The sequence below is a fragment of the Streptomyces sp. NPDC002884 genome (assembly GCF_040295245.1).
Classification (GTDB): Bacteria; Actinomycetota; Actinomycetes; order Streptomycetales; family Streptomycetaceae; genus Streptomyces.
This window is the reverse complement of sequence record NZ_JBEOVB010000027.1, coordinates 28,539-42,120: the sequence shown is the minus strand read 5'-3', so window position 1 is coordinate 42,120 and position 13,582 is coordinate 28,539. Positions and strand designations below refer to the sequence as shown.

The following is a 13,582-nucleotide window of genomic DNA, read 5'->3' as shown; positions in this document are numbered from 1 at the left end:
GAGGAGTCGCCCGGCCGCCCGGCCGCCGGGCCTCACGCGTCCGGCCGGACCACCCCGAGTATCGGCATCGTGCCCGCCCCCGCGAGCGTGACCGTGCGGCCCGGGCGCGGGGCGTGGATGATCGCGCCGTCGCCCACGTACAACGCGACATGGCTGGCGTCGGCGAAGTAGATGATCAGGTCACCGGGACGCATGTCCTCGACGGCGATGTGCGGCAGCTGCTTCCACTGCTCCTGCGAGGTGCGCGGTATCGCCTGTCCGGCGCTCCTCCAGGCCTCGGAGGTCAGTCCGGAGCAGTCGAAGCTGTTCGGCCCCTCCGCGCCCCACACGTACGGCTTGCCGATCTGGGCGGTGGCGAACTGCACCGCCTTCTTGCCCTGGACGGACGCCGAGCTGTCGATCTCGTCGAGGATGCCGGTGTCCAGCCAGGCGGTCTGCGCCTCCAGCGCGACCTGCGCCTCCAGTTGTTCGAGGCGCTCCTTCTCCTTCTTCTCGAGCTGGGACTCGAGCTTCTCGGCCGCCGCGATCTGCTTCTCGATCTTCTTCTGGGCCGTGGCCTTCGTCTTGCGGCCCGCCTCCAGCTTCTGCCACTGGGTGGAGGCGTCCTTGGAGTACTGCTCCAAGTCCTGCTGGGTGCGGGTGAGTTCGCCGATCAGGCCCTTGGTCGCGCGCTGGCCCTGGCGCACCCGGCCCGCGCCGTCGAGGAACTCCGACGGGTCGTCGGTCAGCATCAACTGCGCCTCGTCCGGCAGGCCGCCGGTGCGGTACTGCGCGCGGGCCGCGGCACCCGCGCGGTCCTTGAGGTCGTCCAGCTTCTCCTGGCCCGCGACGATCTTCTTGGCCAGCTCGACGATCTCCGCGGACTGCTTCTTCGCCGCTTCCTCCGCCGCGTTGTAGGCGTCGGTGGCCACCGCGGCGTCGTGGTAGAGCGCTTCGAGCTTGGTGCGGACGGCCTCGAGGTCCTTGTTGGACGCGGTGGAGGGGAGCGGCGGGGTCGTGGAACTCGCCGACGGCGACGGTGTGGGACTCGGGCTGGCGAACGCGGTGCCGGGTGCGCCCAGCACGGTGACCGCACAGACCACCGTCACAGCCGCGGTGAGCAGGCCGCGCTTGCCCGTTCCCATACCCCGTCCCCCAACCCCTGATTAACCGTCAGTAACATACAGTGCCCGGGGGATCGTGCCACGTCACGGCCGAAAACGACAGAGGTGACGACGGAACGCCGGAGCCGCACAGCGACCGAAGCAGTCCTTCCCCTCTTCGCCCTCCCACCATGACGATCTCCCCGTCAGTGTGACGAACGACTCACGGAGATCGTTCCCGGCGCCCTCGGAGAAACCGTGGTTCAGCCCGGCGGGAGGCGCCGGCTCAGCTCCGGGGCGCCAACGCCCCCCACCGCAAGGTCACTTCCCCCTGCCGCCAGCGCGCGGGCCCGTCCGTCACCGGCCAGTCCGCCGTCAACTCCCGTACCGTGCGGATCCACCGCTGGCGGGCGCCGTACGACGCGTAGGGCGCGGCGGCCGCCCAGGCGCGGTCGAAGTCGCGCAGGAAGGCGTGCACCGGTTCGCCCGGCACATTGCGGTGGATCAGCGCCTTGGGCAGCCGTTCCGCCAGGTCCGAGGGCCGCTCCAGAGACCCCAGCCGGGTCGCGAAGGTGACCGTGCGCGGCCCTTCCGGCCCGAGCGCGACCCATACGTGCCGGCGTCCGATCTCGTCGCAGGTCCCCTCGACGAGCAGACCGCCGCGGGACCCGGTCGCCGGATCGGCCGGCGCGAGCCGCGCGCACAGCCGCTGCCAGACCGCGGCGACCTCGTCCTCGTCGTACTGCCGCAGCACGTTGGCGGCGCGTACCAGGTGCGGCCGCCGGGGTACCGGGATCTCGAACCCGCCGTGCCGGAAGTCCAGCCCCTCGCGCTCGTACGGCTTGGCGGCCGCCACCCGGGCCGGTTCGATCTCGACGCCCACGACACGCGCGCGTGGCGCGACGGAACGCAGCCGCCGCAGCAACTCGACGGCCGTCCAGGGCGCCGCCCCGTACCCGAGGTCGACGGCGAGCGGCTCGGCGGCGCGGCGCAGCTCGGCGCCGTGCGTCACGGCGATCCAGCGGTCCATGCGGCGCAGCCGGTTGGGGTTCGTCGTCCCGCGCGTGACCGTGCCCACGGGGCGGGCGGGGGCGCGGGATGTCATGCCTACGAGGGTAATGCGACCCCGCCTTCCGCCCACCGGGGCCTCGCCCCGCCCGCCCGGCATCTCGTCCCGCCCGGAGTCTCGGCCGGTTCGGCGTCGCGACCGGTTCGGGCCGGGAACGGGCGGCGGGGGCGAGAACCGCCCGAGCCGCCCGAGCCGCCCGAGCCGCCCGAGCCGCCCGAGCCGCCCGAGGATGCGACGCACACCGGTCTCGAACGGTTGAGCGATGCGCGGTAATGACTGGGCAAAAACCGTCCGCTTCCGAAAGCCGCCCGGAATGGGAACGCCTTCCTCCGGTGTTGCACCCCCTTGGAGGGCTCCAGGACCCTCTTTCCGGCATGTCCGCAGCAAGGAGGAACGCCCCGTGAGCCAGTACACCAACAGGCTCGGGCGTCGCTCTACGGCGGCACCCTCGCGGCTCAGGCTCCACCGCCGCCCCCGCCGCGTCGCGATGCTCTCCGTGCACACCTCTCCGCTCCACCAGCCCGGTACCGGCGACGCGGGCGGCATGAACGTCTACATCGTCGAGCTCGCGCAGCGCCTCGCCGCGATCAACATCGAGGTCGAGATCTTCACGCGCGCGACCACCGGCGGCCTCCCGCCGACCGTCGAGCTGGCCCCCGGCGTCCTCGTCCGGCATGTCGACGCCGGCCCCTACGAGGGTCTCGCCAAGGAGGACCTCCCGGCCCAGCTGTGCGCCTTCACGCACGGCGTGATGCAGGCCTGGGCCGGTCACCGCCCCGGCTACTACGACCTCGTGCACTCGCACTACTGGCTCTCCGGCCACGTCGGCTGGCTGGCCGCCCAGCGCTGGGGCGCCCCCCTGGTGCACGCCATGCACACCATGGCCAAGGTCAAGAACGCCAACCTGGCCGACGGCGACACCCCCGAGCCCGCCGCCCGCGTCATCGGCGAGACCCAGATCGTCGCCGCCGCCGACCGCCTCATCGCCAACACGGCGGAGGAGGCCGACGAACTCGTACGGCACTACCACGCCGGCCCCGGCAAGGTGGCCGTCGTGCACCCCGGCGTCAACCTCGACCGCTTCACCCCGGCGGACGGCCGGGCCGCCGCCCGCGCCCGCCTCGACCTGCCCCAGGACGCCTTGGTGCCCCTCTTCGCGGGCCGCATCCAGCCGCTGAAGGCTCCGGACGTGCTCCTGCGCGCGGTGGCCGTGCTGCTCGACGAGCGCCCGGAACTGCGTTCCCGCATCGTCGTCCCGGTCGTCGGCGGTCCCAGCGGCAGTGGCCTCGCAAAGCCGGAGGGCCTGCAGAAGCTGGCCGCGCGGCTCGGCATCGCGGACGTCGTACGGTTCCGTCCGCCGGTCGGCCAGGATCAGCTCGCGGACTGGTTCCGGGCGGCGTCGCTGCTGGTCGTGCCCTCCTACAGCGAGTCCTTCGGGCTGGTCGCCATAGAGGCGCAGGCGGCCGGCACCCCGGTGCTCGCGGCCTCCGTCGGCGGGCTCCCGGTGGCCGTGCGGGACGGCGAGACGGGCTTCCTGGTGCAGGGCCACGATCCGGCCGCCTACGCGCGCGTGCTCGCGCGTTTCGCGGACGCCCCCGACCTCGCCGCCCGGATGGGAGCCGCCGCCACCGCGCACGCCCAGTCCTTCGGCTGGGACACCGCGGCGGCCGCCACCGCCGACGTCTACGCGGCCGCGGCCCAGTCCCACCGCCGTCGCGTACGCTCCGAGCATGGGTGACGTGGAGAAGACGGCCGCACAGGTCATCGAGGGTTTCCTGCAGGACGCGGAGCTGGAGTGGGAGAGCCCGGCCCCCGGCAACTACGTGGTCCAGCTGCCCGGCACCCGCAAACTCAAGACGACCGTCTCCCTCATCGTCGGCCGCCACTCCCTCTCCCTGAACGCCTTCGTCGTCCGGCACCCCGACGAGAACGAGTCCGGCGTCCATCGCTGGCTCCTGGAGCGCAACCTCAAGCTGTACGGCGTGAGTTACGCCGTCGACCGGCTCGGCGACGTCTACGTCACCGCCCGCCTCCCCCTCGCCTCGGTCACCGCCGACGAGATCGACCGCCTCATGGGCCAGGTCCTCGAGGCCGCCGACGGTGCCTTCAACACGCTCCTGGAGCTGGGTTTCGCGAGCGCGATCCGCAAGGAGTACGAGTGGCGGATCTCCCGGGGTGAACCGACGCGCAACCTGGACGCGTTCGCGCATCTGACCCGCCGCCCGGCCGACTGACCCCGGAAACGGTCGAGAAGCCGTCGAGAGGCAGCCGGGAGCCGGTCGGGGCCGGTCGGGGGTTGGTCGCGGGGTGGTCGGGAAGCGTCCGGGATTCGGTCAGGAAGCGTCCTGGCCGTCTTGGCCGTCCTGGCCGTCCTGGCCGTCCGGGTCGTCGGGGTCCGGGGCGGGCGCGGTCGGGGTGGCCGGAGCGTCCAGCTGGTCGGCGAAGGCGCGCAGGGCGTCCGCCAGTTCCTGCTTGGTGGGCAGCTGGTCCAGCTTGCGGTCGAGCTCGGTCAGGCGCCGGTCGATGTCGTCCAGGTCGGCCGGCGCGGAGGGCGAGGGAGTAGGCGTGGACGGGGTCTCCGTCGCGTCGGGGTCGGTGCCGCCGGTCCCGCCGTCGGCGCCGACGCTGGTCCCGCCGTCGACTCCGGAGCTGCTCCCGCCGGAGATGTCGCTCCCCGTGTCGCCCCCGGTGTCGGCGGGCTCCGCGGTGACCGACGGCTGCGTGTACGACGCGCTCGGCAGGGGAGTGGCGGGCCCCTCGTCCGAGGCGGCCGCGAGGGCGATGCCGACGCTCAGCGCCACCAGGGCCGCCGCCCCCACGACGGCGACCGATATCCGTCTCGCGTGTAAGCCGCCCCGGGCGGAAGGCCCCCGGGAGTTCTGAGGGTCGGGTGTGGCGGAGGAGTGCTGGGTCTCGTCGATGTCCATGGAAGCGACGCTATGCGCCGGTCATCAGCGGACGAAGGACTTCCGTCGATCTCTGTACCGCCCGGGCGTGACCCCCACCAACTTGCGGAAATGCCGGGTGAGATGAGCCTGGTCGTAGAAGCCGGCCGTCGCCGCGACCTCACCCGGCGGCCGCCCGTCGAGCAGGAGCCGGCGGGCGAGGTCGACCCGGCGGGCGGTGAGGTACTGGTGCGGCGCGATGCCGTACGCGGCGCTGAACGCCCGCACCAGATGGGCGGGATGGGCCGACACGAGCCCGGCGGCCTCGTCCAGCATCAGGCCCTGGACGACGTGTTCGTCGAGCAGCTCGCGCAGGCGGCGCGCGAGGTCCGGGTCGCGGCGCGCGGCGGCGGTGGGCAGCCCTTCTCGCAGATGGGTCCGCAACCGCTCCCCGATCAACGTCAGCCGGCTGTCGGCCTCCAGCTCGTCGCCCGGCAGGGCGAGCGCGGAGTGCAGCTGCCCGACCCGTCGGCGCAGCACGGGATCACGCAGGTCGGGCGCGTCGACGGCGGCCCCGATGAGGTCCTCCCCGAGCACCTCGGCGTCGAGGTACAGGACCCGCTTGCGGAAGCCGCCCGAGGTGGCCGGTGAGCCGTTGTGCGGCACGTGCGGCGGCAGCAGGGACACCGTGTCGTGCGGGGTGCCGTGCTCGTGCCGGTCGAGGTCGTACCGTACGGCGCCGTCGTCGACGATCAGCAAGGTCCACGCCTCGTGGACGTGCATCGGGTACGCGTACTCGGTGAAGTGGGCGTGGAAGACCTCCACGATGCCCGGGACGGCCGGACGCCAGGCGGAGACTTCCTGCCGGGGTGCCATGCAAAAAACGTACAAGACGAAGTCGTACGACGCTCGGCAGTCTCGCTGTATGACCACGAGCACGAACCTGAACACGAGCACGAACCTGAACACGAGCCCGGCCACGACCGAGACCGAGGGCACGAGCCCGGCCGCCGGACCGACCGGGACCACGAGCCCGGCCGCCGGACCGGCCGGGAGCCCGGGCCCGGCCGCCGGACCCGTCCGCTTCGACACGAAGATCGCTGTCCTGCTGCGCGAGGACCTGGAGACCTGGCAGCGCCTGAACGTCACCGCGTTCCTGGTCAGCGGCCTCGGTACGGCCTTCCCCGAGGTGATCGGGGAGCCGTACGAGGACGCGGACGGCGTGCGATACCTGTCGATGCTCCGTCAGCCGGTGCTGGTCTTCGAGGGGACGAAGGAGACGCTGACCGCGGCTCACGCGCGCGTGCTCTCCCGGTCCCTCCCGCGCGCGGTGTTCACGAGCGACCTCTTCGCCACCGGCAACGACCGCGACAACCGCGCGGCGGTGCGTGCCGTCCCGACGGCCGGGCTGGACGTCGTGGGCCTGGCGGTCCACGGCCCGAGGAACGCGGTGGACAAGGTGCTGAAGGGCGCACGGATGCACCCCTGACCCCGCGTGTCCCACACGTCCCCGGGCTTCCGGATCCCCCGGGCCTCCCAGGCCCGCAGGTCTCCCGGATCTCCCGGGCTCCCGGATCTCCCGGTCCCCCGGGCCTCCCGGTCCCCCGGGCCTCCCGGATCCCCAGACCCGCAGGTCTGCCGGATCCCCCCGGCTTCCCGGGCCTCCCGGGGCCCTCGAGTCTGCTGAATCCCCCGTGTCAGTCGCTCAGACGGCGCCGGCTGCCGCGGGCTCGGCGGCAGTGCCGGCGGCCTTTCCGCCGAGGACGGTCTCCGGGACCTCGACCGGGCCTTCGGCCCGACCCTCGGCCCGACCCTCGGCCCTGCCTTCGGCTCGGCCTTCGATCCCGTCCGGAAGGCGCCGCATCAGCACGGCGTATCCGACCCCCGCCGCCGTCCCCACGACCGCGCACATCCCCCACAGCCACTCGGCTCCGAACCGGTCGATGACGAAGCCGGACATCACCGGGGCGACCAGCGAGGCCACGGCCCAGGAGAGCGTGTACATGCCCTGGTAGCGCCCGCGCCCATGGGTGGGGGAGAGGCGGACGACGAGCCCGGTCTGGGTCGGTGCGTTGACGATCTCCGCCAGGGTCCACACGCAGACGGTGAGCGCGAAGACGCCGACCGACCCGGCGAAGGCGGTGAGCCCGAACCCGTACCCCGCGAGCACCGAGGAGACGACCAGCAGCCGCCGCGGGTCCCGGTGCTCGATGAACCGGGTGACGGGGATCTGCAGCGCGACGATGAGCACGCCGTTGACGGCGATCGCCATGCCGTAGTCGGCCGGTGTGAACCCGGCCGCGCCCATCGCCACGGGCAGCCCCACGGACCCCTGCTGGAAGACGAGAGCGACGAGGAAGGACAGTCCGACGACGCTCATGAAGCGCCCGTCCCGCACCACGGCCCCCAGCCCGACGCCGTCCTCCCGTACGGCCTTCTCCTCCCGCTCGGGCCGGGACTCGGGCAGCTTGAGGAAGACGACGACCGCGCAGACGAGGGTCATCCCGGCTTCGAGGAGGAACCCGGCGCGGTAGCTGACCTCGGCGATGAACCCGGCGGCCATGGACGAGACGGCGAACCCGAGGTTGATGGCCCAGTAGTTGAGCGAGAAGGCGCGGACCCGGTCCTCGGGGCGCACGATGTCGGCCATCATCGCCTGCACGGCCGGCCGGGAGGCGTTCGAGGCCATGCCGACCAGGAAGGCGACGCCGGCGATGGCGACGGGATGCTCCACGAACCCGAGCAGCGCCACGGACGCGGCCGTCGAGGTCTGCGCGACGAGCAGGGTGGGCCGCCGCCCGAGCCGGTCCGCCATGATCCCGCCGCCGAGCGACGAGACGACCCCGCCCAGCCCGAGCAGCGAGGCGACGAGCCCGGCGTAGGAGGCGGAGTACCCGCGGTCGAGGGTCAGGTACAGCGCCATGAAGGTGGCGACGAAGCCGCCGAGCCGGTTGACGAGGGTGCTGGTCCACAGCCACCAGAACTCGCGCGGCAGCCCGGAGAGGGTCTCGCGGGCGGCACGTCTCAGGACGGCGACGGACATGACGGATCCCCCCGGGATGCAAGTGGCTGACACAAGGCGCTGGTGCACGGCGCTGGTGCACGCCGCTGATGCACGGCGCCGGTACGAGTCGCCGATGTAAGTGGCTCAGGCGGCGCTCAGAACTTACGAGAAGCGAAGCGCGGGAGGCCACTCGATTAACAGATTCCGTCAACCGTCAGGGGGCCTGTCCGCTGTACGAGCGGGCGCACAACGGATCGGAGCGGTGGATTACGCTCATACGCATGGCCGACGCACCGTACAAGCTGATCCTCCTCCGTCACGGCGAGAGCGAGTGGAACGCGAAGAACCTGTTCACCGGATGGGTGGACGTCAACCTCAACGAGAAGGGCGAGAAGGAGGCGGTCCGCGGTGGCGAACTCCTGAAGGATGCCGACCTCCTCCCCGACGTGGTCCACACGTCGCTGCAGAAGCGCGCGATCCGCACGGCCCAGCTGGCCCTCGAATCCGCCGACCGCCACTGGATCCCGGTCCACCGCTCCTGGCGCCTGAACGAACGCCACTACGGCGCCCTCCAGGGCAAGGACAAGGCGCAGACCCTCGCGGAGTTCGGCGAGGAGCAGTTCATGCTCTGGCGCCGTTCCTACGACACCCCGCCCCCGCCGCTGTCGGACGACTCGGAGTTCTCGCAGGCCGCCGATCCCCGCTACGCGTCCATCCCGCCGGAGATCCGCCCCCGCACGGAGTGCCTGAAGGACGTCGTCGTCCGCATGCTCCCGTACTGGTACGACGGCATCGTCCCGGACCTCCTGTCCGGCCGCACGGTCCTGGTCGCCGCCCACGGCAACTCGCTCCGAGCCCTCGTCAAGCACCTCGACGGCATCTCCGACGCCGACATCGCGGGCCTGAACATCCCGACGGGCATCCCGCTGGCCTACGAACTGGACGCCGACTTCAAGCCGGTCAACCCGGGCGGCACCTACCTCGACCCGGACGCGGCCGCGGCAGCGATCGAAGCAGTCAAGAACCAGGGCAAGAAGAAGTAGGGTTCGTGATCATGCCCCCGACCTGCGCAGACAGCGCGGATCGGGGGCGTTTTCACGGCCTGGGCCCACTGTGGGCCCTCAGTGCGCAGGATCCTGCGGCGGCTGGAGTGCCAGAGCGAGTGCCTTCCGAGCACGGTCCCGGCTGCTGGGCATCAGGTGCGCGTAGACCTTCAGCGTGAGTCCCGGGTCGGAGTGCCCGAGGTACTCGCTCACGGCCTTGATGCTCTCGCCCGCGTCCAGCAGAACGGATGCGTAAAAGTGCCGGAGAGCGTGCATGCCGTGCTCCCGCGCGGCAGCGTGTTCCCGGCTCTTGGCCTTACGGATGACGCCGACGGACGCAAGGGCGGGCTTCCAGTGGTCCTGATTCAGCGACGCACGCCAGACGTGGCCCCCGTTGGGCCCACTGAAGATCAGGCGCTTGGTCACGGGCTGGCCGTTCGCTCGCATCCACGGCAGCGTGATCTCAACGGGCGGAAACCGCTTGATGTGCTCCTTGAGCGCTTGCGCCACGGGTTCGGGCAGCGGGACGTCACGGAGCTTGCCGCCCTTCGGGGGCGCAAACACGGCCTTACTCAGGCTGAGTTTCAGTTGCTGCACCACGTGCAGGGTGCCGCTGTCGAAGTCCACCTCATCGACGCACAGCCCGAGAATTTCGCCTTGCCGTAGACCGCAGCCGGCGCCCACGTCGACCATGGGCCGGAAGCGTTCGACCATGGCAGCCCGCATGGCGAAGACGCGGTCTGGCTGCCAGGGAACGACACGACGGATGCCCATCTCAGGGAGCGTCACTGTGCGCGAGTTGCAGGGGTTCCGGCGCAGGTAGCCATCCTCTACACCTGCCGACAAGACGGCGCGCACGTTGGAGAAGATCACGCGTGCGTATGCGCCGGACATGCCGGATGCTTCGAGCTGGGTCACGAACTCGCGGATGTGGCTCGGCTGGAACGACCCAAGCGCGCGGGACCCGATGCGCGGGAACGCGTGCAGCTTGAGCTGTGACTGCATCGACGCCCGGGTGTTCGGGTCTCCGCTCTGGCTCGCGAGCCAGCCTTCAGCGAACTCCTGAAACGAAGTCCGGGACGCGTTCGGGTCGATGTAGTCGCCCCGTGCCACGTCCGCAGCCATCTTGCTCAGCCACTGCTCCGCAAGGCGCTTCTGTCCGTCGGCGAACGACTTGCTCTTGCGCTTGCCGTCGGGCGCAAAGTAGCGAGCCCTGTAGCGCAGGCCGGTGCCGTGGCGCTCGGTCTTGACACGGACGGTCTTGTTGTTGGCATCGCTCTCGGTCCTGAACCAACGGTCTTGAATGCTTCCTGCCATCAGAGACGGAGTCCTTTCCCAGCATGAAGCAGGGAGAGCCGCCGGGTGGCGGCTCTCCCTGCTGTCTGAGGTGGGCGTTGGGTTAGGCGACGTTTTGGTCGGTGATCTTGCGTTCGGCGACGTGGGCGAGCACGTCGGCGGGGTCGTAGCGGATGTGCTTGCCGATGCGGAATCCGGGCGGCCCAATTCGTTTCTTCCGCCACTGGTAGACGGTCTCTTTGGGCACTTCGAAGATCTCGGCGATGTCGTCGGGGGTGAGGTAGCGGTCCGGCAGCCCGCCGCGGAGTGTGGCGCGCGGGTCCGGCTGTTCACGTGCGGTGCTCATGGCGTGTCCTCCGTGCGCGGGCGAGGGGCTTGCGTCGGCGCGCCTGTCCGAGGTGTGGATTTCTGCGTCATGGCGTCATGAGCGTCACTCGGGGCTCTGACCTGGGGTTTTGCTCGACGCAGGGGTTAGGGCATGCGTCATGTTGGCGTCATGGGGTGCGTCATTGGATGACGCAGATGACGCAGGATGACGCAGAGGGAGCCGTCTGCGTCATGCCTGTCGTTGCAGGTCAGGGGCCGTTTCCCGTCTCGCATGACGCGCATGACGCAGGGTCTTCCTTCTTAGGACAAAGAGGGGGCTGCCTGTTGTAGTTCGGTGCGCCTCACAGCGTGAAGAAGGAGCCGCTGCGCGGCGCGACCTTGGGGCGGCGCAAGCGCCGAACCGCAAGAGGAGCACGCATCGCCGGTGGTGCTCCTCTTGCTTGTCCGGGTGAGCGGGCGCGGGTCAGTGCATCCGCTGCTGCTCGTGTGGGGGTGTGGGCGCCGTTCGGGTCATTTCGAGGTAGCGGCCCGTGCTGGTGCGGCCCGAGTCGACGAGGACGCGCCGGGCGGCCAGCGTCGGCTGGAGGCGCTTGAGACGGTCGGAGAGGACCTTGCCGGTGGTCGGCCACCCCTTGGGCAGGGGACGGCAGTCGTCGCCGCTGTAGAGGCGGCTGAGGCAGGACAGCCACTCGGTGGACGTCATCCGCTGCGCCCCGCCGGGCTCGATGGTCTCGGCATGCTGGAGGACGGTCTGCGCGAGGAGGTCGCCCTCGATCACGTCGTCGTTCAGGTCGTCCAGGCTGGCCCGGTACGCCGGGAGCGCCCCCAGACCGGTCGCGGCGTCGAACTGCGCGCACAGGTGCGCGAAGTCCGCCATCCGCAGATCGGTCGGAGTTTCTGCCTGGGCTGCGCGGACCTTGACCGTGAGGTCCAGGAGCGAGCCGAGAACAACGGGGAGGACTTCCGCGTAGTCCGCCCACAGTTCCGCCTCGGTGCGCCGGACGCGGGGCCGCTCCAGCCGCAGCGGCAGGAGCCGGTCCGCGAGGTCGGGCCGGATGACACCGACGTCGATACCGGTGAGGAGCAGGGGCCGGCGGTAGCCGACGCGGAACACGTCCCCGTCGGTGAACAGAGCACGCTTGACGCTCTCGACCCCGGTCACGATGCAGCACATCGCGTCCGAAAGATCCGGCGTCACGTGGGAGAGGTTGTCCAGGGCCGTGACCCATCCGGCCGCCACCGCCGCGATCAGGTTCTCCTCGTCCTTCGGTGCCCGGCGCAGGTCACCGCTCATCCCCTCGATGATCCTGGTGAGCATCCGGCCCCCGGTGGACTTGCCCGCCCCTTGGGGTCCGGTGAGGAACGGCGCCGGAACGGGCACGGACGGACCGAGGCAGCCGATCAGCCACACGATGGCCAGGCACTCCGTCTCGGCATTGGCGAAGTTACACAACCGCATCAGCAGATCGATGCCCTTGCCGCCCGTGTCCTTGGCAGGCAGCGGAAGTTCCCCGGTGAGCTGGGTGCGCCGCCAGCACACCTCCCGAGGGTCCGGGACGGCGATGTCCCACCCGGTGGGGTGGATGCGGACCGACTGCCCGTCATCGCGGCCCAGGTCCAACCACGTCGCCCCGTCGAACCCGGGGGCGACGCGGATGTGGACGGGCTGGACGTCCTCGGACAGGGCCAGTGCTTCGATCAGGTCCAACGCCTCTTTGAGGGCGGACCCGTTGAACGCTCCGCGCCCGTCCCTGTACAGGCCGACCATGAGTTCCTGCCGGTGGCTGCCGGTGGTGCCCTGGGAGCGGATCGGGCGGGCGACGGGGTGGCCGTTCTTCTGTGCGTACACGGTTCCTTCGGCGGTGCGGAAGTACCGGAAGTGCGCTTGCGCGTAGTCCGCGATGATCTCGCGGGCGGGAGTCTTGTCGTCCTCAGGCATGGCTCAGTCCCAACGTGTTGAGGGCGTTGGTCCACGCGTCAGTGCAGTGCCGGGGCGATTCACCCTTAGCCTGCGCCGCGGTGAACAGCCGCGCGGTGTGCGCCTCGGTGAGGCAGCCACACCGACCGTGCGTCGACAGCACCGCGAGAAACGTGCGGTAGACCGTGGCGTGCACCGCGCCGCGGGCCTCGGTGATGCGCTGCTCGGCCATGGCGATCCCACGGTCCAGATAGGTGGGCGTACGGTGCGGGCACTGCCCGCCACCGGCCAGCGCGGGCACGGTGACGGCCGCCGGCCGGACGGTGGTCGGCTCCTTCACGGGCAGCGCGCGGACGACGTCCGGTAGGGCCGTCATGGTGCCGGTTCCGGGACCGAGCCACCGGGCGTAGGACATCGTCGACTTGATGTCGACGCCGGGGCGTACGGCGTTGGCGGACTGCATGGGCCCCATGTAGAGCCAGTGCTCGCCGCGGGTCGTCGGCACGGTTCGCGTGGCGGGCAGAGCCTCGCGGGCCCACGCAATGGCTTCAGCGTTGTCCAGGTCCACCACCGTCAGCCAGGCACCGCCGGGGTGATAGGCGACCGCGCTCGCCCGCATCCATGCCCGGCGCCAGACGCCGGACTGGATGACGTCCGGGTCCGTGGTCGCAGCAGCCCAGGCATGGCAGGGGCCGGGGCAGGCGCACAGCCCGGCAGTCTTCATGTTGGGCCGGCCGCCGCACGCGTTGTCCGCGCAGCGGCGGCAGTTCCCGAACGGCACCTTCCCTCGTAACGGCAGGACCGGGATGCCGGAGGCTGCCAGGGAGAGAGCGGCAGGCAGATGCTCTCCCCGAATGTCGGTCGGTTGGGTCATGCTGGGATGCCTCCACAAGTCAGTTGGTGGTAGGTGGACAAGGGCGGCCCCGCGACTTTGGCGAGACGAGGGGGCCGCCCTTGG

The 13,582-nt window shown here is 71.0% G+C and carries 13 protein-coding genes; 4 read left to right on the top strand and 9 right to left on the bottom strand.

Annotated elements, in window-relative coordinates:
* Positions 1-32: 32 nt before the first annotated feature.
* Together ABT070_RS34970 and ABT070_RS34965 are read right to left on the bottom strand one after the other, a co-directional pair.
* Positions 33-1,124: a C40 family peptidase gene (locus tag ABT070_RS34970; protein ID WP_351766707.1), complete on the bottom strand. Its 1,092-nt coding sequence runs from the start codon at positions 1,122-1,124 to the stop codon at positions 33-35.
* A gap of 244 nt (positions 1,125-1,368) precedes the next feature.
* Entirely contained in the window at positions 1,369-2,187 is an 819-nt protein-coding gene (locus tag ABT070_RS34965) for a class I SAM-dependent methyltransferase (protein ID WP_351766705.1), read from the bottom strand.
* 364 nt (positions 2,188-2,551) lie between these two features.
* Here ABT070_RS34965 and mshA point away from each other — a divergent pair, with 364 nt between their 5' ends.
* Together mshA and ABT070_RS34955 are read left to right on the top strand one after the other, a co-directional pair.
* Positions 2,552-3,889, top strand: a complete 1,338-nt coding sequence (gene mshA, locus ABT070_RS34960) for a D-inositol-3-phosphate glycosyltransferase (RefSeq protein WP_351766703.1) — start codon at positions 2,552-2,554, stop codon at positions 3,887-3,889.
* Positions 3,882-4,385, top strand: a complete 504-nt coding sequence (locus ABT070_RS34955) for a type III secretion system chaperone family protein (RefSeq protein WP_351766701.1) — start codon at positions 3,882-3,884, stop codon at positions 4,383-4,385. The genes mshA and ABT070_RS34955 overlap by 8 nt, the downstream gene beginning before the upstream one ends.
* A 99-nt stretch (positions 4,386-4,484) precedes the next feature.
* Here the strand turns inward: ABT070_RS34955 and ABT070_RS34950 are convergent, their stop codons facing one another.
* A complete protein-coding gene (locus ABT070_RS34950; RefSeq protein ID WP_351766699.1) occupies positions 4,485-5,078 on the bottom strand; it encodes a hypothetical protein in 594 nt (197 codons plus the stop codon).
* A gap of 24 nt (positions 5,079-5,102) precedes the next feature.
* Positions 5,103-5,912, bottom strand: a complete 810-nt coding sequence (locus ABT070_RS34945) for a helix-turn-helix transcriptional regulator (RefSeq protein ID WP_351766697.1) — start codon at positions 5,910-5,912, stop codon at positions 5,103-5,105.
* Between the two features lie 85 nt (positions 5,913-5,997).
* Between ABT070_RS34945 and ABT070_RS34940 the strand changes: the two genes are divergently transcribed.
* Entirely contained in the window at positions 5,998-6,525 is a 528-nt protein-coding gene (locus tag ABT070_RS34940; RefSeq protein ID WP_451100819.1) for a DUF2000 family protein, read from the top strand.
* A gap of 216 nt (positions 6,526-6,741) precedes the next feature.
* Here ABT070_RS34940 and ABT070_RS34935 read toward each other — a convergent pair whose 3' ends face one another.
* Positions 6,742-8,079, bottom strand: coding sequence for an MDR family MFS transporter (locus ABT070_RS34935; RefSeq protein ID WP_351766695.1), 1,338 nt, complete (start codon positions 8,077-8,079; stop codon positions 6,742-6,744).
* A 242-nt stretch (positions 8,080-8,321) separates the two neighbouring features.
* Between ABT070_RS34935 and ABT070_RS34930 the strand changes: the two genes are divergently transcribed.
* Positions 8,322-9,083: a phosphoglyceromutase gene (locus ABT070_RS34930; protein WP_351766693.1), complete on the top strand. Its 762-nt coding sequence runs from the start codon at positions 8,322-8,324 to the stop codon at positions 9,081-9,083.
* A 78-nt stretch (positions 9,084-9,161) separates the two neighbouring features.
* Here ABT070_RS34930 and ABT070_RS34925 read toward each other — a convergent pair whose 3' ends face one another.
* The 4 genes from ABT070_RS34925 to ABT070_RS34910 all read right to left on the bottom strand — a co-directional run bounded on the left by ABT070_RS34925 (position 9,162) and on the right by ABT070_RS34910 (position 13,498).
* Positions 9,162-10,400, bottom strand: coding sequence for a tyrosine-type recombinase/integrase (locus ABT070_RS34925; RefSeq protein ID WP_351766691.1), 1,239 nt, complete (start codon positions 10,398-10,400; stop codon positions 9,162-9,164).
* An 82-nt stretch (positions 10,401-10,482) separates the two neighbouring features.
* Positions 10,483-10,725: a helix-turn-helix domain-containing protein gene (locus ABT070_RS34920; protein WP_351766689.1), complete on the bottom strand. Its 243-nt coding sequence runs from the start codon at positions 10,723-10,725 to the stop codon at positions 10,483-10,485.
* A 444-nt stretch (positions 10,726-11,169) separates the two neighbouring features.
* Complete coding sequence (locus ABT070_RS34915) at positions 11,170-12,645, bottom strand: AICE element replication initiation protein (RefSeq protein WP_351766687.1); 1,476 nt, start codon at positions 12,643-12,645, stop codon at positions 11,170-11,172.
* Positions 12,638-13,498 (bottom strand): bifunctional DNA primase/polymerase, encoded by an 861-nt coding sequence (locus ABT070_RS34910; RefSeq protein ID WP_351766685.1) that lies wholly within the window; start codon positions 13,496-13,498, stop codon positions 12,638-12,640. The genes ABT070_RS34915 and ABT070_RS34910 overlap by 8 nt, the downstream gene beginning before the upstream one ends.
* Between the last annotated feature and the right edge of the window lie 84 nt (positions 13,499-13,582).